The 18,568-nt window shown below is 63.5% G+C and carries 15 protein-coding genes; 8 read left to right on the forward strand and 7 right to left on the reverse strand.

The window, feature by feature from the left end; all coding sequences use genetic code 11:
* Positions 1 to 63 precede the first annotated feature (63 nt).
* On the forward strand, positions 64 to 564 hold the full coding sequence (locus NFV80_RS16590) for a secondary thiamine-phosphate synthase enzyme YjbQ (protein WP_366143447.1): 501 nt from the start codon (positions 64 to 66) through the stop codon (positions 562 to 564).
* Here the strand turns inward: NFV80_RS16590 and NFV80_RS16595 are convergent.
* On the reverse strand, positions 537 to 2,462 hold the full coding sequence (locus tag NFV80_RS16595; RefSeq protein ID WP_295331407.1) for a sigma-54-dependent Fis family transcriptional regulator: 1,926 nt from the start codon (positions 2,460 to 2,462) through the stop codon (positions 537 to 539). The two genes, NFV80_RS16590 and NFV80_RS16595, sit on opposite strands and share 28 nt — an antisense overlap.
* A gap of 302 nt (positions 2,463 to 2,764) precedes the next feature.
* On the opposite strand from NFV80_RS16595, the gene NFV80_RS16600 reads away from it, so the two are divergent.
* On the forward strand, positions 2,765 to 4,285 hold the full coding sequence (locus NFV80_RS16600) for an aldehyde dehydrogenase family protein (RefSeq protein ID WP_295331406.1): 1,521 nt from the start codon (positions 2,765 to 2,767) through the stop codon (positions 4,283 to 4,285).
* A 54-nt stretch (positions 4,286 to 4,339) separates the two neighbouring features.
* A complete protein-coding gene (locus tag NFV80_RS16605; RefSeq protein WP_295331405.1) occupies positions 4,340 to 4,708 on the forward strand; it encodes a DUF779 domain-containing protein in 369 nt (122 codons plus the stop codon).
* 169 nt (positions 4,709 to 4,877) lie between these two features.
* Here the strand turns inward: NFV80_RS16605 and NFV80_RS16610 are convergent, their stop codons facing one another.
* The 5 genes from NFV80_RS16610 to NFV80_RS16630 form a co-directional block, all read right to left on the reverse strand.
* Positions 4,878 to 6,080: an ABC transporter permease gene (locus NFV80_RS16610; protein ID WP_295331440.1), complete on the reverse strand. Its 1,203-nt coding sequence runs from the start codon at positions 6,078 to 6,080 to the stop codon at positions 4,878 to 4,880.
* A gap of 24 nt (positions 6,081 to 6,104) precedes the next feature.
* The gene (locus tag NFV80_RS16615) at positions 6,105 to 7,313 is read right to left on the reverse strand and encodes an ABC transporter permease (protein WP_295331439.1); all 1,209 of its coding nucleotides are present in this window, start codon (positions 7,311 to 7,313) and stop codon (positions 6,105 to 6,107) included.
* 117 nt (positions 7,314 to 7,430) lie between these two features.
* The gene (locus NFV80_RS16620; RefSeq protein ID WP_295331404.1) at positions 7,431 to 8,135 is read right to left on the reverse strand and encodes an ABC transporter ATP-binding protein; all 705 of its coding nucleotides are present in this window, start codon (positions 8,133 to 8,135) and stop codon (positions 7,431 to 7,433) included.
* A gap of 3 nt (positions 8,136 to 8,138) precedes the next feature.
* Positions 8,139 to 9,305 carry an efflux RND transporter periplasmic adaptor subunit gene (locus NFV80_RS16625; RefSeq protein ID WP_295331402.1) on the reverse strand — a complete coding sequence of 389 codons (1,167 nt, stop codon included), beginning with the start codon at positions 9,303 to 9,305 and terminating at the stop codon, positions 8,139 to 8,141.
* 92 nt (positions 9,306 to 9,397) lie between these two features.
* Positions 9,398 to 10,636, reverse strand: a complete 1,239-nt coding sequence (locus NFV80_RS16630; protein WP_295331400.1) for a tetratricopeptide repeat protein — start codon at positions 10,634 to 10,636, stop codon at positions 9,398 to 9,400.
* Positions 10,637 to 11,105: 469 nt separating this feature from the next.
* Between NFV80_RS16630 and NFV80_RS16635 the strand changes: the two genes are divergently transcribed.
* From NFV80_RS16635 to hslU, 3 genes are read left to right on the forward strand one after another with little or no spacing between them, the layout of a single operon-like run.
* Entirely contained in the window at positions 11,106 to 12,290 is a 1,185-nt protein-coding gene (locus NFV80_RS16635) for an STAS domain-containing protein (protein ID WP_295331399.1), read from the forward strand.
* A 20-nt stretch (positions 12,291 to 12,310) separates the two neighbouring features.
* A complete protein-coding gene (hslV, locus tag NFV80_RS16640) occupies positions 12,311 to 12,847 on the forward strand; it encodes an ATP-dependent protease subunit HslV (protein ID WP_295331398.1) in 537 nt (178 codons plus the stop codon).
* Between the two features lie 2 nt (positions 12,848 to 12,849).
* Positions 12,850 to 14,181 (forward strand): ATP-dependent protease ATPase subunit HslU, encoded by a 1,332-nt coding sequence (gene hslU, locus NFV80_RS16645; RefSeq protein WP_295331397.1) that lies wholly within the window; start codon positions 12,850 to 12,852, stop codon positions 14,179 to 14,181.
* Between the two features lie 99 nt (positions 14,182 to 14,280).
* Here hslU and NFV80_RS16650 read toward each other — a convergent pair whose 3' ends face one another.
* Positions 14,281 to 15,630, reverse strand: coding sequence for a serine/threonine-protein kinase (locus NFV80_RS16650; protein WP_295331396.1), 1,350 nt, complete (start codon positions 15,628 to 15,630; stop codon positions 14,281 to 14,283).
* Between the two features lie 175 nt (positions 15,631 to 15,805).
* Between NFV80_RS16650 and grpE the strand changes: the two genes are divergently transcribed.
* Positions 15,806 to 16,366 (forward strand): nucleotide exchange factor GrpE, encoded by a 561-nt coding sequence (gene grpE / locus NFV80_RS16655; protein ID WP_295331395.1) that lies wholly within the window; start codon positions 15,806 to 15,808, stop codon positions 16,364 to 16,366.
* A gap of 92 nt (positions 16,367 to 16,458) precedes the next feature.
* Positions 16,459 to 18,387, forward strand: coding sequence for a molecular chaperone DnaK (gene dnaK / locus NFV80_RS16660; RefSeq protein ID WP_295331394.1), 1,929 nt, complete (start codon positions 16,459 to 16,461; stop codon positions 18,385 to 18,387).
* Positions 18,388 to 18,568 lie beyond the last annotated feature (181 nt).

An 18,568-nucleotide genomic window follows, 5' to 3' on the forward strand; every position in this document is an offset into this window, starting at 1 on the left:
AGTGGGTTGCGGCAGGAGAGGTGCGTCTTTCAGGTCGTGTCAGTGGATATCCGGGAATGAGCCGTGCGTGATACGGTAGTCGCCGCTACGCAGCGCCGCGAACAACTGGTCGATATCACCCGCCAGGTCGAAGCGGTGGTGGCGCGCAGCGGTGTCCGCGACGGGCTCGTCTCGGTATATGCCCAGGGGGCGACCTGCGCGATCATGATCCAGGAGAACTGGGACGAGAGTGTCCAGTCCGACGTGGTGAATTTCCTTCGCCAGCTGATTCCACAGGGCGTCTGGCTGCACGACGCGCAGGATGGGAACGGCGATGCCCATCTCAAAGCGGGACTGGTCGGTCCTTCCCAGACCATCCCGCTGATCGACGGCCGTCTCGGTCTGTCGCGCTGGCAGAACATTTTCCTCTGCGAGTTCGACGGCCCACGCCGCGAGCGGCGCGTGGTCTGCACGATCATCGCTGAGCGCCGAACGCGGGACGAGTGGGCGGATGCCGGCCGGCAGCTGCGAGTTGCCGGTGCCCTTGCTTTCCGAACCTATACTCCCGCCCGAATGCGCCGGTAGAGCGTGTTGCGACTGATGCCCAGGCGCCTCGCGGCCTCGGAAAGATTGCCACGACAGCCGTCGATCGCCTTCCGGATGACGCCATTGGAGAGCTCGCGCAGATTGTTCCCTGCGCCCGGCGCTGAAGCTCCGTTGTCCTTCGGTCGCGGTCGATTCCGCAGTTCCTCGACGAGATCGTCGGGCAAGTGCTGCCAGCCGATGATTTCTTCGTCCTCGCCGACCAGTGCGCAGGCGGTGCGCAAGGCGTTCGCCAGCTGCCGCAGGTTTCCCGGCCACGCGTAAGTGGCGAAGGCAGCCGCCACCGGGTCCGCCAGCGCCAGTTCGCGTTCAGGCGACAGCTCGCGCAGCACGCGCAGGGACAGCAGAGCGAAGTCGGTTCGTCCGCGGAGCGCCGGCAGCAGCAGCGTCAGACCGTTGATCCGGTAATAGAGGTCCGAACGGAAACGCCCTGCCTCCATCTCCGCCTTCAGATCGCGATGCGTGGCACAGATCAGCAGAAAATCGACCGCCACCGGCTGCACTCCGCCGACCGGAACGACCTCCCGTTCCTGCAGGACGCGCAGCAGGCGAGCCTGCTGTGTCAGCGGCATGTCGCCGATCTCGTCGAGAAAGAGTGTTCCGCCGTGCGCGCTGCGGATGCGACCGGGGGATCCTTCGCGCTTCGCTCCCGAAAATGCTCCTGGCACATAGCCGAACAGCTCGGCTTCGACCAGGTTTTCCGGAAGCGTCGCGCAGTTGACCGCGACAAATGGCTTCGTCCGTCGCGGCCCCGAGTCGTGAAACGCGCGCGCAAACAATTCCTTGCCGGCACCGGATTCGCCGCGCAGCAGGAGAGGGATTGGCTTGCCGATCACCCGCCGTGCCTTCTCGATGGCCGCCTTCAGCGAAGGATCTCCGGTATCCAGATCGACCAGTGCATCGGGTTGCTCGTCGCGCGTCTGCGCCGACGGCTCCATGATCAGCCGCCGGTGTCTTCGTTCGCGCTCCACCCGGAAGAACAGGCGCCTGCCAATCTTGTCTCGTGCCGGCATCACTGCACCTCCGTGCAGGCGTTCCCAATGATGGAAGTCGCCATCGCGGACCTCGACGACGCGAGAGATCGGGGTACGACCAAGATCCGCGGGGCGAAGCCCGAGCAACTGGAGGCCGATCCGGTTCGCCCCGATGACCCAGCCGTCCTCGCTCAAGGCGACGACTCCTTCGGCAACCGTGCCGATTCCTTCGGCGAGGGGATGGAAGCGAAGGCGCAGATCGTTGCCGTGTCGCGTGTCGAACAGGCGGTTTTCGATCATTTGCGCTGCGGCGCGCACCAGACCCAGGGTGTGGGGATGGCGTCCCCGACAGTCGCCGGAGATGTCGAGTACGCCGAGCAGGCGACCATCGGGCGCGGTTACCGTTTCGGCGGCGCAGGTGAGAAAGCTGTTTCGTTCGAGGTAGTGTTCGGCACCGTGGATGACCACCGCGCCCGCTTCCGCCAGAGCCGTGCCAATGGCATTGGTGCCGCGATGCGCTTCGTTCCACGATGCGCCGCGGATCAAGGCGACACGCTCGGCACGGCTGAGGAAATCGACTTCCCCGAGTGTCTGCAGCAGTATTCCTCGATCATCGGCGAGGATGACCATGCTCCCCGATTCGCGCGTCTGGGCGTGCAGGTACTCCATTACCGGGCGGGCATGAGCGATGAGTTCGCAGTGGCGTTCCGAGGCGCGCTGCAATTGACTCGGGTCGAGAACCATTGGCTCGGCCAGGCGACCCAATGGGGCAAGCCCGGCGTCGAGGCAGCGGCGCCAGGAGCGCACAAGCAAAGAGCCAACCAGGTGTTCCGGCGGCACTTCGCCGTGTTCGACGAGAAGCTGACGCGCCTGGCGCAAAGCGGGCCCCGCGAGTCTGGCAAGCATCCCTCTCCTCCTTTCGTGTGCTGGAGCCGTGAACGGCCCGCTTCGGTTTTTCCCGCGACCATACTCGGGCGACGCACGCGACGCAACAGTTCCCACCCGAAGCGACGTCGAAGTGTGCCATTTCGTGACAGTGTGCCAGATCGGCACGTTCCATGCGCAGCTTCTGGATTCGATCAACTTGGCCAAGATACTGTTACTGCGAGGAATTTTTGGGTACTTGAGGCTGGCACGCGGCGTGCTTACAGCACCTTCGCCCGCAATTGGTCGGGTCAACAGCTCAATCCACGGCAGAGGAGAATTGGATGATTTACGCGCTTCCCGGCACCGCCGGCGCCAAGCTTGACTACAAGGCCAGGTACGACAATTTCATCGGCGGCAAGTGGGTGCCACCGGTCAGGGGACAGTATTTCGACGTCGTTACGCCGATCACCGGCAAGCCGTACACACAGGTGGCCCGCTCGACCGCCGAGGACATCGAACTTGCCCTCGATGCTGCCCATGCAGTTGCCGACAAATGGGGCAGAACCTCGGCGACGGAACGTTCCAACCTGCTGCTGCGCATCGCCGAACGCCTCGAAGCCAACCTCGAGCTGCTCGCCTATGCCGAGACGGTAGACAACGGCAAGCCGATCCGCGAGACGTTGAACGCCGATCTCCCGCTTTCGGTCGATCACTTCCGCTATTTCGCTGGCGCTCTACGCGCACAGGAGGGCGGCATCAGCGAAATCGACGAAAACACGATGGCCTACCATATCCACGAGCCGCTGGGCGTCGTCGGCCAGATCATCCCGTGGAATTTTCCGCTGCTGATGGCGGCGTGGAAGCTCGCACCGGCACTCGGCGCTGGCAACGCGGTGGTGCTGAAGCCGGCCGAATCGACGCCGATCAGCATTCTGCTGATGGCCGAGCTGATCGCCGATCTGCTGCCACCCGGCGTGCTCAACATTGTGAACGGCTTCGGCCGCGAGGCGGGAATGCCGCTCGCCACGAGCAAGCGGATTGCCAAGATCGCTTTCACGGGATCGACGACCACCGGGCGAGTGATTGCTCAGGCCGCCGCCAACAACCTCATTCCGGCGACACTCGAGCTCGGCGGCAAGTCGCCGAATGTCTTCTTCGAGGACGTGATGGCGGCGGACGACGGTTTCCTCGACAAGGCCATCGAGGGGCTGGTGCTCTTCGCCTTCAATCAGGGCGAGGTATGCACCTGTCCTTCGCGGGCGCTGATTCAGGAATCGATCTACGAGCGCTTCATCGAGCGCTGTCTGCCGCGCATCGCCGCGATCAAGCAGGGCAATCCACTCGATAGCGAGACGATGATCGGAGCGCAGGCGTCGAAGGAACAATTGACGAAGATCACCACGTACCTGGACCTCGGTCGCCAGGAAGGCGCCCAGGTGCTGATCGGCGGCAGCCAGGCGCAGCTCGCTGGCGATCTCGCCGAAGGCTATTACGTCCAGCCGACGCTGTTCAAGGGGCACAACCGGATGCGCATCTTCCAAGAGGAAATCTTTGGCCCGGTGCTTGCCGTGACCACCTTCAAGGACGAGGCGGAAGCCTTGACGATCGCCAACGATACCCTCTACGGACTTGGCGCTGGCGTCTGGAGCCGGAACGGAAACATTGCCTACCGGATGGGCCGCGGCATTCAGGCCGGACGGGTGTGGATCAACTGCTACCACGCCTATCCTGCGCACGCGGCGTTCGGCGGCTACAAGGAATCGGGAATTGGCCGCGAGACGCACAAGGTCATGCTCGACCATTACCAGCAGACCAAGAATCTTCTGGTCAGCTATTCCGAACAGAAGCTCGGATTCTTCTGATCGGTTCGGCGTTGCTCTTCGGGGGGCAGGCGCCCCCCATTTCAGGAGTCGGGAATGGTTGCCAGAGTCATTGCCACGGCGGCAGCGCTCGAACTGATCGAGCGCCTCAAGGAGAAACACGGAGCCTTGTTCTTCCATCAGTCCGGCGGCTGCTGCGACAATAGCGCGGCCAACTGCTACCTGCCGGGCGAAATCACGATCGGTGCACAGGACGTTCATCTCGGCGATATCGGCGGCTGTCCGTTCTACATCGGCAGGGCTCAGTACCGATACTGGAAGCATACGCAGCTGATCATCGACGTGATCGATGGTTTCGGCGGCACTTTTTCGCTGGAGGGCCCCGAGGGCAAGGCCTTCCACACCCGATCGCGGGTGTTTACGCCGGAGGAATGGGCCGAGGTTTCGCAGAACGTCGAAGAGTAGAGCGCCGTTTGGCCGCTGTCGGGGGGCGTTGCGGGCGAATCGCTCGCCTCTGGTTTTCGGTGCGGCCAACGAAGGTGGCTGCGACAGTGTGCAAGCGGAATTCTGCCTCGACGCTGGCGGGCGAGACGAGGGACGACGTGCTGCCGGAAATGGGCCGTCGCTCGCGGGTTCACTCCGCGCGCAGCGCCGCCACCGCGTCCAGGCGCGCCGCACGCCTGGCCGGCAGCACGCCGGCGAGCAGGCCGATGGCGACGGCGATACCCTCCGCCAGGACGACGAAGCGGATCGGCGTGTGTACCGGCAGTGCCGGCAGCAGCAAATGAATCGCCTGCGCCAGCGCGATTCCGAGGAACAGGCCGAGCAGCCCTCCGAGCGCCGAGAGAGCGATCGCCTCGCCGAGAAAGAGTCCGAGGATGCTGCGGCGGGGGGCGCCGAGCGCGACCAGCAGGCCGATTTCACCGGTGCGTTCGGAAACGGCAATGGTCATGATGGTGACGATGCCGACCGCGCCGACGAGCAGCGAAATGCTTCCCAGCGCGCCGACGGCCATGGTCAGGATATCGAGAATGTTCGACAGTGTCCGCAGCATGTCTTCCTGCGTCGTGATCGTGAAATCCTCGTGGCCATGGCGCGCCTTGAGTGTTGCCACAACCAGCGCACTCACCGCGCCCGCCGGGACGCCTTCCTCGTACGAGAGGTCGACTTTCATCAGGCTGTCCCGGTTGTAGAGTTCGAGCGCGCGTGCTGTGGGAATGTACGCCGCGTCGTCGAGATCGATGCCGAGGAATTGCCCCTTGGCCTCGAGGACGCCGATCACACGAAAGGTCTGACCGCCGACGCGCATCCGCGCACCGAGGGGGTTGCCGGTGCCGAACAGTTCGTCCTTGAGTTTCGCGCCGAGGACGACGAAGGCGCGCGCATTTTCGGCATCGTCGGGGGGCAGGAAGCGGCCGCTGCCCAGGCGGACCTTGTACACCCTGAGCATCTGCGCGCCGACTCCGTTCACCGTGGTACGTCGCAGGCGGCCATTGGCATTGACTTCGGTGTTGCCCCAGACCGTGGCCGTCATGCCGGTGATGTGCGGCAGCCGTTCGAGGGCACGCGCGTCCGCCAGCGTCAATGGACGTACCGAGGTCGGGATGCCGGTCGGCGCCGGGCCGGCAGTCTTGACCTTGCCCGGTGCGACGCTGAGCAGGTTGGTGCCGAACTGGGTGAATTCGGCCAGCACGAAGCGATGGATTCCTTCGCCGATCGAGGTCAGCAGGATGACGGCGGCGATGCCGACGGCGATGCCGAGCAGCGTCAGAAAGCTGCGCAGGCGCTGCGCGGTGATCGCGCGCAGTGCAAGTTGCAGACCGTCGCGCGGGTGGATCATCGTGTTTTGTCCATCGTCAAGTCAGCGCTTCGCCAGCGCCTGCACGGCATCGAGGCGTGCTGCCCGACGCGCCGGCAGCACGCCGAAGACGATTCCGGTCGCCAGCGCCGTTGCCAGTCCGGCGAGCACCGCCCAATCCGGCGGGAATGCCGGGAAAGCCGGGTAGAGCTGGCGGATGATCGCGGCACCGGCCTGGCCGAGGACGAAACCGAGAAGCGCGCCGGCGATCGACAGCATTGCCGCCTCGGTCAGGAACGCGTTGCGGATCGTGCCGCCGGTGGCGCCGAGTGCCTTCAGCAACCCGATTTCCGCCGTTCGCTGGGTGACCGAGACGAGCATTACGTTCATCACCAGGATGCCGGCCACTCCCAGACTGATCGCGGCGATGCCTGCCACTGCCAGAGTCAGCGCGCCGAGCAGACGGTCGAAGGTGGCGAGGACGGCATCCTGGGTGATGATCGTCACGTCCTGCTCACCCTCGTGCCGCAGGCGGACGATTTCGCCTACCTGTGTCTTGGCCGCTTCGATCGCTTCCCGGTTGCTCGCTTCGACCAGGATGCGAAAGAGCGTATTGCTGTTGAACATCGCCTGGGCGAGCGACACAGGAACGACCACCAGTTCGTCCGTATTCATTCCCAGTCCCTGGCCAGTCGCGGCGAGAACGCCGACGATGCGGAACCGGCGATCGCCGATGCGGACCAGCTGCCCGAGCGCTTCCTCGCGGCCGAACATCTCGTCGCGTACCTTGGCCCCGATCACCGCCTCGGAGGCGCCGCGCCGCCAGTCGCCGGCCGGCAGAAAGCGCCCCTGAGCGAGCGACAGGCGGCGCACTTCGAGGAAGTCGGCGGTGGTACCAGCGACGATCACTTCGCGCAACTTGCCGCCGAAACTGATTTCGGAAGTGCCGACGGCGAGCGGTGCGACGCGATGAACGGCACTGGCGCGCAGCAGAGCCTGCGCGTCGTCGATGGTCAGGTCGCGCGGCGTGCTGGTGATCGCGTTGCCGGGATTGAAGCCGCCGGTCTGCGAACGGCCCGGCAGCACGATCACCAGATTGCTGCCGATCGACGAAAATTCGTTGAGCACATAGCGGCGAGCGCCGTCGCCGAGTGCAGTCAGGACGACAACTGCGGCGACGCCGATGGCCATCGCCAGTACCAGCAGTGAAGTGCGCAATCGGTTGCCGCTCGCCGCGGCGCGCGCAAAGCGGATCAGGTCGGCATTGCGCACGCGGCCAACGGCCCTCACGGCCCCCGACACGGACAGGGACAACCAGTCACTCCCGTTTCCCCCATTCCCTCTCCAACGAGCAAGCGAGGGGAGTCTCCGGGGTCGCTTTCGTGACGTTCACGCGGACAACTCCGCGCGGCGCCAGCGGTCGTCATGCAGGGCACCATCCTCCATCAACAGTTGCCGGTGTGCGCGTGCTCCCAGCCCGCCATCGTGGGTGACTACGATCAGGGTGACGCCGCCCCGGTTGAGTTCCTCCAGCAGACGGATCACGTCCTCGCCGGTGGCGCGGTCGAGATTGCCGGTCGGTTCATCGGCGAGGATCAGTGCCGGCCGCATGATCGTCGCCCGCGCAATCGCAACGCGCTGGCGCTGTCCGCCGGAGAGTTGCTCCGGGCGATGGTCGGCGCGATTCTCCAGCCCGTAGTCGCGCAAGGCGCGGGCGACGCGCAGCGCACGCTCGGCGGGCGCCACCCCGGCCAGAACCATCGGCAGGGCGATGTTCTCGGCTGCGGTGAGGCGTGGCACCAGATGGAAGCTCTGGAAGACGAAGCCGATGCGAGCGCTGCGCACGTGCGCCTGCTGGTCTGCCGAGAGGGTGGTGACGTCGCGGCCTTCGAGGTGGTAACTGCCGGCATCCGGGCGGTCGAGCAGGCCAAGGAGGTTGAGCAGGGTCGATTTTCCCGATCCCGACGGGCCCATCACCGCCACATATTCGCCGGCGGCGATGCGCACGTTCAGGTGGCGCAGCGCGTGTACTTCGCTGTCACCGCGGTGGAAGGTTCGTTCGATGCCTACCAGCTCGATCAGCGCCGTTGCCATGTCTTACTTGCTGCTTGCCGGTGGTCGGTCGTCGACCGAGTAATGCGCACCGGCCCTGACTCCGACACGCTCCAGGGAGGTGACGACGCGGTCACCGGGCGACAGGCCGGCGAGCACTTCGGTGAACTCCCAATTGGCGAGCCCGGTCCTGACCTGGCGTTCCTCGAGCAGGCCATCGGCGCCGGCCAGCAGCACGCGGCCGCCTTCGAGCAGCGCCGGGGTGGGAACGCGAAGGACGTTCGCGCGCGCGGCGAGGATCACTTCGACGTCCGCGCTGTAGCCGACCAACAGTTTGCCTGGTGCAGCCGGGTCGTCAAAGGTGGCTTCGATGTCGACCGTGCGCGCCTGTTTTTCGACCGCCGATACGTACGGCGCGACACGCCGGACGCGACCCGGGAACGATTGCCGGGGCAGCGCGTCGAGGCTGATGCGTACCGCCTGTCCGGCGGCGATCCGCGGTGCGTCGACCTCGTCCATCGGTGCCTTGACGTACAGGCAGGAGTCGTCGATCAGGTCGATCGCCGGCGGCATCGGCACGCCAGGCGGTGACGGCGTCGAGTACTCGCCTACCTCGCCGACGATCTTCGCGATGGTGCCGGCAAATGGTGCATACAGCACCGTGCGCCCCTGTTCCACCCGGTTCAGGCTGACTCGTGCTTCGGCTTGTGCAACGTCGGCCTTGGCCGCCTCGCAAGTGGCGCGGCGGGCCAGCGCTTCGCTGCGCGCGCTGTCCTCGCGTGCTCCCGAGACAAAACCCTGCGCGCGCAACGCCGACTGGCGGTCTGCTTCACGTTCGGCATTGGCGGCGACGACGCAGGCTTCGCTGACCCGTTTGCGGGCCGTTGCCACCTGACTCTCGACCCAGGCAACCTGCGCCTGCTGGTCGTCGTTCCAAAGCTTCATCAGGAGCTGGCCCTTGCGCACCCGGTCGCCTTCCTTCACTGGCAGCAGCTCGATGCGGCCGCCAGCAATCGTCGATAACCGGGTGCGCTGGCAGGCCTCGACGGTCCCGGCGCGGGTATTGGCGATCGTCGACTCGACCAGGCCGCGCTCGATTTCCTTGACGACCACGGCCACCGGTTGCGGCCGAGTCGCCCACCACAGCCCGGCGGCGATCGACAAGGCGAGCAACAGCGCAACGAGCAGGTGGCGGAGCGGGGGCGTTCGCATTGGCGGGACTCAGGATCAGACGACGGCTATGGCGGTGGCCGGCAATCGCTTGGATCAGCGCGCCCGCGCCGGCGGGACCTTGCCTGCGTTGCTCAGGGCCAGTCCTTCGGCAGCGGGAAGACCACCGAGAACATCAGTCCGGCGCCACCGAGGAGGTCGAGTTCGGCATAAGCGCGTTTGCTGAACTGGTAGCCGATACCGGGGACGAAGCCCGGCGAAAAGCCCTTGTAATTCAACGGTACCTTGTCCTGGTATTCGCCGACGTAGCCGTACAGCAGGCCAGCGGTCCACTGCAGGTACCAGTTTTCGAAGCCGAAGGGGCTCACGTAGCGCTGGCCGCCGAAGAGGTAGACACTCGGCTGCCCGAAGGAATTGGAGAAAGCGGAGCCGCCGATCAGCCAGTTGCCTTCCAATCCCTTCAACAGTCCAACGAGGACGACCGGCTTGTGGTCCGCACTGTACGAGTAATGATAGGTGTAGGGGCTGAAGATGAGATCCCATCCTTTGCCGGCAAGTCCCCGCGCCTCTTCGCTCGCGACCAGCGCCGCATTACCGGGCGAAACCGTGGCGATCGGCGCTGCGGCAACGATCGCAGCACTGTTGTCCGGTGCCGGTTGGCTCTCCGGCATCGTCGTAACTGCGGTCGGCGCGGGCTTGCTTGCCGGCTTGGCTGCCGGGCTGCTTGCCATGGCGACAGCGGGGGCCGTGGTCGCCGACCTGCCCGGTTCGCGACTCGTGGGGTTGCCTGTTTCACCGTCGGGTCGCGTGGCTGCCGCCTGCCCGCTGACGCTGCTGGTCGAGGCAAGGCCCAGTTCGCCGAGTTTGGTCAGTTTGGACTTGCTGGCCTTGCTCGCCGGGTCGAGCTGCAGCGCCTGGTCGTATGCCTGGCTGGCGAGCCGGGAGTAGACATCACCAAGGTTTTCGCGCGCCAACGCGTAGCTCGGATCGGCCCGGATCGCCATTTCGAGTGTAACCCGCGCCTTTTCGTACTGCTTCTGTTGGGCGTAGAGGACGGCCAGATTGTTGTACGGCTCGGGCAGTTCGGGGTAGTCTTCGTTGAGCTTGGTAAACACCACCAGCGCTTCGTTCCGATTGCCCATTTCGAGAAGAATCAGCCCTTTGAGGAAAGGTCCCTGTGGATCCTTGGGCTTGCTTGCCAGGTAGGCATCGATGTGTTCGAGAGCTGCCGCTGATTGCCCCTGTTTCATCAGGCGTCGAGCTTCCGCAAGTTCGTCCGTGCTGGCAGAAGTGTTCGGCCCGGACAAAAGCAGGCCGATCGCCAGGGCAGTGAGCGCTGGCAGGGGCTTGCGAGAGGTCGCGCGCATGGTCATCGTGTATCCGGTGTGAAAGTCGCGTCAGCGACTCGCGATTCCCGCTCCTTGTCGATGGGTTTCCCTTTTCCCGAAGCGGGGGAGGTGAACCGGGGATGCGGAAAACGGTCATGGTGTTCATGCCCAGCGGTACTGGCGACCGTCGTGACGATCCGCCTTGCTGGGGGCGATCAACACCAAACCGGCGGATTCTAGCAAGAAGTCGGTGCAAACCAAAGCACCGGTTTTGCCCGTGTGCCCGACCGGAAGGGCGGGGAGCCAGGGAAATCGTTGCCGTGCCGTTGCCCCTCTCCGACAGTTGCCGTTGTGGCGCTTCGGGTGTCGCCAGGTTGGCGTCGAGCGCACGCCGCCCGGATTGAAATTGCAGTGCGCCGGACGTTGTGTTACAAGGTGGGTTCATCGCAGATTCGATCCCGGTCCTTGTCAGCCAATGGTTTTTTCGTTTTTCAAGAAGCCGCCGGAAAGGAAGATGGTTGCTCGGCCAGCAGTGTCACCTCGCGCGGGCGACGAGCGGAGCCCCGTACGGACGGCGGACGAGAAACCGGCGGTTGCGGCACCGGTTGGCTTGGTGCGCGCGGATCTGCCTTTCACGACCCCGGTTGCGCGCACCGAGTCGCAGCCGCTGGATCTGAGCGAATTTGATTTCAGCGAGACGGCGCCCGAATTCCAGGTCGAGGTCGAGGTTGATCCGATCGACGCTGAAGCCGAAGAGGCGGCGATGCTTTACGCGCACGGTCAGGATGTGGCGGTCCGCACCTTGCTCGAGAACGCCAGCCGCAGCTATCGCTCGGGCGCCGGCGAGCGCCTGTGGTTGATGCTTTTTGATCTCTTCCGACTGACCGGGCAGAGGGTGGCGCATGAGGCGCTTGGCATCGAGTACGCGCAGGCGTTCGAGAAATCGCCGCCGGGCTGGCGCGAGGTGGCACCCACGGGGCCGGTGCAGGCCAAGGTGGTGGGGACCGCATTGTTTCGCGGCGAACTGACCGGCGACAACGATACGGGCTTTGCGGCAGTGCGAGAGGCACTAGGCCGAACTTCGCATCTTCGCCTCGACCTTTCCAAGGTGCGCCGACTGGATGCCGCCGGCTGCGAGCGGCTGCTGGCGCTGCTGCGGCAGGCGCACCGCGAACGGCGCGAAATCGAATTACTGGGTCGCGACAACCTGGCGGGCCTGCTCGACCCGTTCGTCGTTCCGGGCCGGGCGCAGGATCAGGCCTGCTGGCTGCTGAAGCTCGAGGTGTGCCAGGCACGCGGGCAAATGGAAGCGTTCGAGGAACTGGCAATCGACTACGCGGTGACTTTCGAGATTTCCCCTCCCTCCTGGGAAGCCAGACGGGTAATGGCAGCCGAGGCGCCACCGCTGGTGGCGAGTGATCAGTTGGTGACGGAGGCGTATGTCCTGAAAGGGGAAATCAAGGGCTCGCGTTTCGGCGATCTGCCGACTTACGCCGCAGCCAACGACCCCGTGCTCATCGACTGCTCGGCAGTGACCCGCATGGACTTCCTGAGTGCCGGCGCTTTGCTCAACATTCTCTCCTCCGTCAGGCGGACGGGCAGGCAGATCGTCTTCCGCCACCCGCATTACCTGCTTGCCGAGCTGTTCCGCGTGGTCGGTCTGACAGCCGTGGCCGACATCGTTCTTGCCAGAAATTAGGGTCACCAACGGGAGTTCTTATGGATCAGTACCACGGCACGACGATTCTGTCGGTCCGCCGAGGCAGCCATGTGGCCATCGGCGGCGACGGGCAGGTGACACTGGGCAACTTGATCATCAAGGCCAGCGCCCGCAAGGTCAGGCGGATTTATCAGGGACGCATCCTCGCCGGTTTTGCCGGCGGCACGGCCGATGCATTCACCCTGTTCGAGCGTTTTGAAGCCAAGCTCGACAAGCATCAGGGCAATCTGCTGCGCTCGGCGGTGGAACTCGCCAAGGACTGGCGCAGCGACCGCGCCTTGCGTCGGCTGGAGGCGATGCTGGCGGTGGCCGACCGGGAGAACTCGTTGATCGTCAGCGGCAACGGTGACGTACTCGAACCCGAGCACGGCATCGTCGCGATTGGCTCCGGTGGTGCTTTCGCGCAGTCGGCCGCCCGCGCGCTGGTCGAAAACACCACCCTCGACCCGGTCGAGGTGGTCCGCAAGTCTCTGCTGATCGCCAGTGAGCTGTGCATCTACACCAATCAGAACTTCACCATCGAAGTGCTGGAATAATCATGTCGTCCATGACTCCCCAGGAAATCGTTCACGAACTCGACAAACACATCGTCGGCCAGGGCAAGGCCAAGAAGGCGGTAGCCATCGCCCTGCGCAACCGTTGGCGGCGCGCGCAGGTTGCGGAGCCGCTGCGTCAGGAAATCACTCCAAAGAACATCCTGATGATCGGCCCTACCGGCGTCGGCAAGACGGAAATCGCCCGCCGTCTGGCGCGGCTGGCGGATGCGCCGTTCATCAAGGTGGAGGCGACGAAATTCACCGAAGTCGGCTATGTCGGCCGCGACGTCGAAACGATCATTCGCGACCTGGTCGAGATCGCCGTCAAGAGCGGTCGCGAGCGCGCGATGACGGGGGTTCGCCTGCGTGCCGAAGACGCCGCCGAGGATCGCATTCTCGACGCACTGCTGCCGCCGGCGCGAGGCAGTTTCTTCAATGACGCGCAGTCGACCGAGGACAGTGCCACGCGGCAGAAATTTCGCAAGAAGTTGCGCGAAGGCGATCTCGACGAAAAGGAAATCGAGATCGAAGTTGCCGCGCCGTCGATGCAGGCAGAGATCTTTGCACCGCCCGGGATGGAGGAACTCACCGCACAGATCCAGGGCATGTTCCAGAATATCGGAGGCGGTCGCAAGAAATCGCGCCGGCTCAAGATCGTAGAGGCACGCCGGCTGCTGATCGATGAGGAGGCGGCCAAGCTGGTCAACGACGAGGACGTCAAGCACGATGCTGTTCGCAATGTCGAGCAGAATGGCATCGTCTTTCTCGATGAGATCGACAAGATTGCTTCACGCAGCGATACTCATGGCGTGGACGTCTCTCGCCAGGGCGTGCAGCGCGACTTGCTGCCACTTGTCGAAGGAACCACCGTATCGACCAAGTACGGAATGATTCGCACGGATCACATCCTGTTCATCGCGAGCGGCGCTTTTCACCTGGCCAAGCCGTCCGACCTCATTCCCGAACTGCAGGGGCGCCTGCCGATCCGTGTCGAACTCGATTCCTTGTCGGTTGCCGATTTCGAGTGCATTCTGACGCAGACCGACGCCTGTCTGACGACGCAGTACCAGGCGCTGCTGGCAACCGAAGGGGTGACCCTCGATTTTGCGGCCGACGGCATCCGGCGTCTGGCGGAGATTGCCTGGTCGGTCAACGAGCGCACCGAAAACATTGGCGCACGTCGGCTCTATACGGTCATGGAACGTCTGCTCGAGGAAGTGTCTTTCGCGGCGGGTAACGGACGTTTCGATCGAGTTGCGATCGATGCCGCCTACGTCGACAGCCGGCTGGCCGAGCTTGCGCACAACGAGGATCTTTCGCGCTACGTCCTGTAGCAGACGCGACTGCCGCGGTGTGCTGCCGGCGTTGCCAGCGGTGGCGGCAAGGGCGAACGGCGACGGCAGTGTGCCTGCCGCAAGTGCTCGTGCAGCGGCCTACAACAGCTCCAACGGTTGCGTGAGGCCGGAGGCGTAGGCAGACGAACTCCCTTGTACCGCGGCCTGACCCAGTTTGGCCAACACCTTGTTGGCTTCGCGCAACCGTCCGAGGACCTTGCTCAGCAGCACCTTGTGGAAGCGTTCACGCACCTCGTCCGAGCTCAACTCCAGCGCCGCGCTGTTGATTTCTAGGAACAGGGTTGGCTCCAAGGTCACCACCGTCGCGTGTCGCCGGCTGTCGCCGGGGTGCAGGTAGGCCATCTCTCCCACGACTTCGCTCGCACCAAGTCGGCAGATCACCCGTCCCTCGGTGGATATTTCCACGAAGCCGTCGACGATGACACCGAACTTGCGGTGATTTTCGCCTTCGCGGATCAGCGTCACCTTTTCCGCCAGCTCCCGCCAGACGCTGATGCGCAGTACTTCCCACAACTCGATGTCCTCGAACGCGTCGAAGAACTCGACCTTGCGCAGTCTTTCAAAATGCGACAGATCCTGCTGCATCTGATCTTCGTCGAGCATCTGGTAGCGAACCGCAGAGAGATCCTTCGCGAACTCGGCGCCATTGCGGTAGCGGCTGTAAAGGTCCTTTTCGAGCGCCTTCTTGATGATCGGGTCGAGTCCCGCTGGCAAGGTCGGGTTCAGCGCGCAGACCGACGGTGAATCCATGTTGACGATCTTGTAAACCAGAGTCCCGGGATTGTTGGCGCGAAATGGCAGGCGTCCGGTCAAGAGCTGGAAGAGCAGTACGCCGAGCGAATAGAGGTCGGTTTTCTGGTTGAGCGGATAATTCTTGACCTGTTCGGGGGACATGTAGGCAGGCGATCCGACGCCCATCACGAACGTCGAGTCCGTAACCATGTCCTTGTGCAGATTCAGTCCGAGACCGAAATCGGTGATCTTCGGGTTGTCGTCGGCGTCGATCAGGATATTGGCGGGCTTGATGTCGCGATGCACGATGCCCTGGCGGAATGCATGGTCGAGCGCCAGGCAGCACTTGAAAATGATGCCGATCACCCGGTGCATCGGCAGCAGACGGTTGATCGCACAGTACTTGTCAAGGGCCGTTCCATCGATGAACTCCATCACCAGATAGGCCTGTTCCGCCTCCACGACGGCGTCGTAGATCTTCACGATGTTCGGGTGATCCAGGCGCCGGCCGATCGCGTCTTCAGTCTGGAAGAGCTTGCGCAAGCGACGCGACATGGCGGCATTGTCGTCGCCGAAGCGAATCAGCTTGATGGCGACTTGGCGATCGAGCTCCGGATCACGGGCAAGATAGACGACCGCAGTCGCACCCTTGCCAATGGACCGGATGACTTCATATTTGCCAATCTTCTCCAACATGCCAATGAACACCTATCGACCAGCAGCGGGAAACGGAATCGTAGCAGGAGAAGGCATCTGCTGACCAAGAATAATGCGCACCACGTGCTTGCCGCAGACTTCAGTGCGAAAAAAAGAACTTGAAATCGCCGCTCTCGCCCCAAACTCTCCCGCGTTTTCACGGAGATCATCACTTATGCAAGCGAACGACCAAGTACCCGAAGAGATGACGGACGCGCCGGTGACGGCGGAAATCGATGCATCCGAAACGGAAAGCACGCCGGTTGCGGAAACCGGTCCGAGTCTGGAAGAGGCCCTCCTGCAGGCCCAACGAAAGGCCGACGAATACCAGGATGCGTGGTTGCGCGCCAAAGCAGAAACCGAGAACGTGCGGCGGCGCGCCCAGGAAGACATCGCCAAGGCTGCGAAGTTTTCGATTGACCGGTTCGCGCGTGAGCTCCTGGCGGTCAAGGACAGTCTCGAAGCGGCGCTGGCGACCGAGTCCGCGAGCGTCGAGAGCCTCCGCTCCGGCACCGAACTGACCCTCAAGCAGTTGGTTGCCGCTTTCGAAAAATCTGCACTGAGCGAGGTCAACCCGCTGGGCGAAAAGTTTGATCCACATCGACATCAGGCGATCAGCGTCGTCGAATCGACACAGGAACCGAACACCGTGATCAACGTCCTGCAGAAAGGCTACCTGCTCGCCGACCGCGTTCTGCGCCCGGCTCTGGTCGTCGTCGCCAAGGCCACGGCTTGAAATCGTCACCATGATCCCCACTTGCGGATCATCACCAGACATTACGGTTTTCGCCGAATGTTTCCATAAGACAATACTGAAAGGATTCTGAAATGGGCAAGATCATCGGCATCGATCTCGGGACGACCAACTCCTGCGTGGCCGTCATGGAGAACGGGAAACCGAAGGTCATCGAAAACTCCGAAGGTGCGCGCACGACACCGTCGACGGTCGCTTACGCGGAAGACGGCGAAATCCTGTGCGGGGCGCCGGCGAAGCGGCAGGCGGTGACCAATCCGAAGAACACGCTGTACGCGATCAAGCGCCTGATCGGCCGCCGCTTCGAAGAGAAGGAAGTACAAAAGGACATCGCGCTGATGCCGTTCAAGATTCTCAAGGCGGACAACGGCGACGCCTGGGTCGAAGTCCGTGGCAAGAGAATTGCGCCGCCGCAGGTTTCGGCGGAAGTCCTGCGCAAGATGAAGAAGACCGCCGAGGATTATCTCGGCGAGGAAGTGACCGAGGCGGTGATCACCGTGCCGGCCTACTTCAACGACAGTCAGCGTCAGGCTACCAAGGATGCAGGGCGAATCGCCGGCCTCGAGGTCAAGCGCATCATCAACGAGCCGACGGCGGCGGCGCTGGCCTTCGGCATGGACAAGAAGCAGGGCGACAAGAAGATTGCGGTCTATGACCTCGGCGGTGGCACCTTCGACATTTCGATCATCGAGATTGCGGCGGTCGAAGGCGAACACCAGTTCGAAGTGCTATCTACCAACGGCGATACTTTCCTCGGCGGAGAAGACTTCGACCAGCGGCTGATCGACTACATCATCGAGGAATTCAAGAAGGAGTCCGGAGTCAATCTGAAAGCCGACGTGCTGGCGCTGCAGCGGCTCAAGGATGCCGCGGAAAAGGCGAAGATCGAACTCTCGTCCGGGCAGCAGAACGAGATCAACCTGCCGTACATCACCGCCGATGCGTCCGGACCGAAACACCTGACGCTGAAGATCACGCGCGCCAAGTTCGAGTCACTGGTTGACGACCTCATCGAGCGCACCATCGAGCCCTGCCGCATCGCGCTGAAGGATGCCGGCTGCAAGATCGGCGACATCAACGACGTGATTCTCGTCGGTGGTCAGACCCGGATGCCCAAGGTGCAGGAGAAGGTGAAGGAATTCTTCGGCCGCGAGCCGCGGCGGGACGTCAACCCGGACGAGGCGGTCGCTGTCGGCGCCGCGATCCAGGGGGGTGTCCTGCAGGGCGAGGTGAAGGATGTTCTCCTGCTCGACGTGACGCCGCTGTCGCTGGGCATCGAGACGCTGGGCGGCGTGATGACCAAGTTGATCAAGAAGAATACGACCATCCCGACCAAGGCGACGCAGGTCTTCTCGACAGCCGACGACAATCAGTCTGCGGTGACCATTCACGTGTTGCAGGGCGAGCGCGAAATGGCCAGCGGCAACAAGAGCCTCGGGCAATTCAATCTTTCGGACATTCCGCCGGCGCCGCGTGGCATGCCGCAGATCGAGGTGACCTTCGACATCGATGCAAACGGCATTCTGCATGTCTCGGCCAAGGACAAGGCCACCGGCAAGGAGAACAAGATCCGGATCCAGGCTTCTTCGGGCTTGAGCGAGGCGGAGGTACAGCGCATGGTGCAGGATGCCGAGTTGCACGCCGAGGAGGACCGGAAGGCGCACGAACTTGCGGAGGCACGCAATCAGTGCGACGGCATGATCCACACGGTCAAGAAGTCGCTCACCGAATACGGCAAGGAGTTGTCCGACGATGAGAAGGGTTCCATCGAAAGGGCGATGAAGGAAGCCGACGAGGCGATTCGCGGCAACGACATCGATGCCATCCGGGCGAAGAGCGAGGCACTCGCGACGGCCGCTCAAAAGCTCGGCGAGAAGATGTACGCCAAGCAGCAGCCGCATGCGGGTGCTGGCGAGCATCCGGGCAGCGGCGCCGGCGAGGCGAAGAAGGACGACAGCGACGTCGTCGACGCCGAGTTCACCGAAGTCAAGGACAAGAAGTAGGCATCCATGCGAACGGGCATGACTGTTCCGGATAGCCGCAATGAGGGAAGGTCCTGCCCGTCCGCTCACCGCTGGGCTCTCTCCCGCACGCGGGAGAGAGCAGGCTCGTGAGTCGCTTTTGCGACCTTCACGGAAAGGGCGAGGCGTATAATCTTGCCTCGCTCTAGCCCCCTAAAGTATC

The sequence above is a fragment of the Accumulibacter sp. genome (assembly GCF_023806565.1).
GTDB lineage: Bacteria > Pseudomonadota > Gammaproteobacteria > Burkholderiales > Rhodocyclaceae > Accumulibacter.

Bases quoted from the DNA above. Each gene is read 5' to 3' on its own strand.
- NFV80_RS16595 (WP_295331407.1), bottom strand. From the start codon at position 2,462: ATGCTTGCCAGACTCGCGGGGCCCGCTTTGCGCCAGGCGCGTCAGCTT.
- NFV80_RS16600 (WP_295331406.1), top strand. From the start codon at position 2,765: ATGATTTACGCGCTTCCCGGCACCGCCGGCGCCAAGCTTGACTACAAG.
- NFV80_RS16605 (WP_295331405.1), top strand. From the start codon at position 4,340: ATGGTTGCCAGAGTCATTGCCACGGCGGCAGCGCTCGAACTGATCGAG.
- NFV80_RS16620 (WP_295331404.1), bottom strand. From the start codon at position 8,135: ATGGCAACGGCGCTGATCGAGCTGGTAGGCATCGAACGAACCTTCCAC.
- NFV80_RS16625 (WP_295331402.1), bottom strand. From the start codon at position 9,305: ATGCGAACGCCCCCGCTCCGCCACCTGCTCGTTGCGCTGTTGCTCGCC.
- NFV80_RS16630 (WP_295331400.1), bottom strand. From the start codon at position 10,636: ATGACCATGCGCGCGACCTCTCGCAAGCCCCTGCCAGCGCTCACTGCC.
- NFV80_RS16635 (WP_295331399.1), top strand. From the start codon at position 11,106: ATGGTTGCTCGGCCAGCAGTGTCACCTCGCGCGGGCGACGAGCGGAGC.
- hslV (WP_295331398.1), top strand. From the start codon at position 12,311: ATGGATCAGTACCACGGCACGACGATTCTGTCGGTCCGCCGAGGCAGC.
- hslU (WP_295331397.1), top strand. From the start codon at position 12,850: ATGTCGTCCATGACTCCCCAGGAAATCGTTCACGAACTCGACAAACAC.
- NFV80_RS16650 (WP_295331396.1), bottom strand. From the start codon at position 15,630: ATGTTGGAGAAGATTGGCAAATATGAAGTCATCCGGTCCATTGGCAAG.
- grpE (WP_295331395.1), top strand. From the start codon at position 15,806: ATGCAAGCGAACGACCAAGTACCCGAAGAGATGACGGACGCGCCGGTG.
- dnaK (WP_295331394.1), top strand. From the start codon at position 16,459: ATGGGCAAGATCATCGGCATCGATCTCGGGACGACCAACTCCTGCGTG.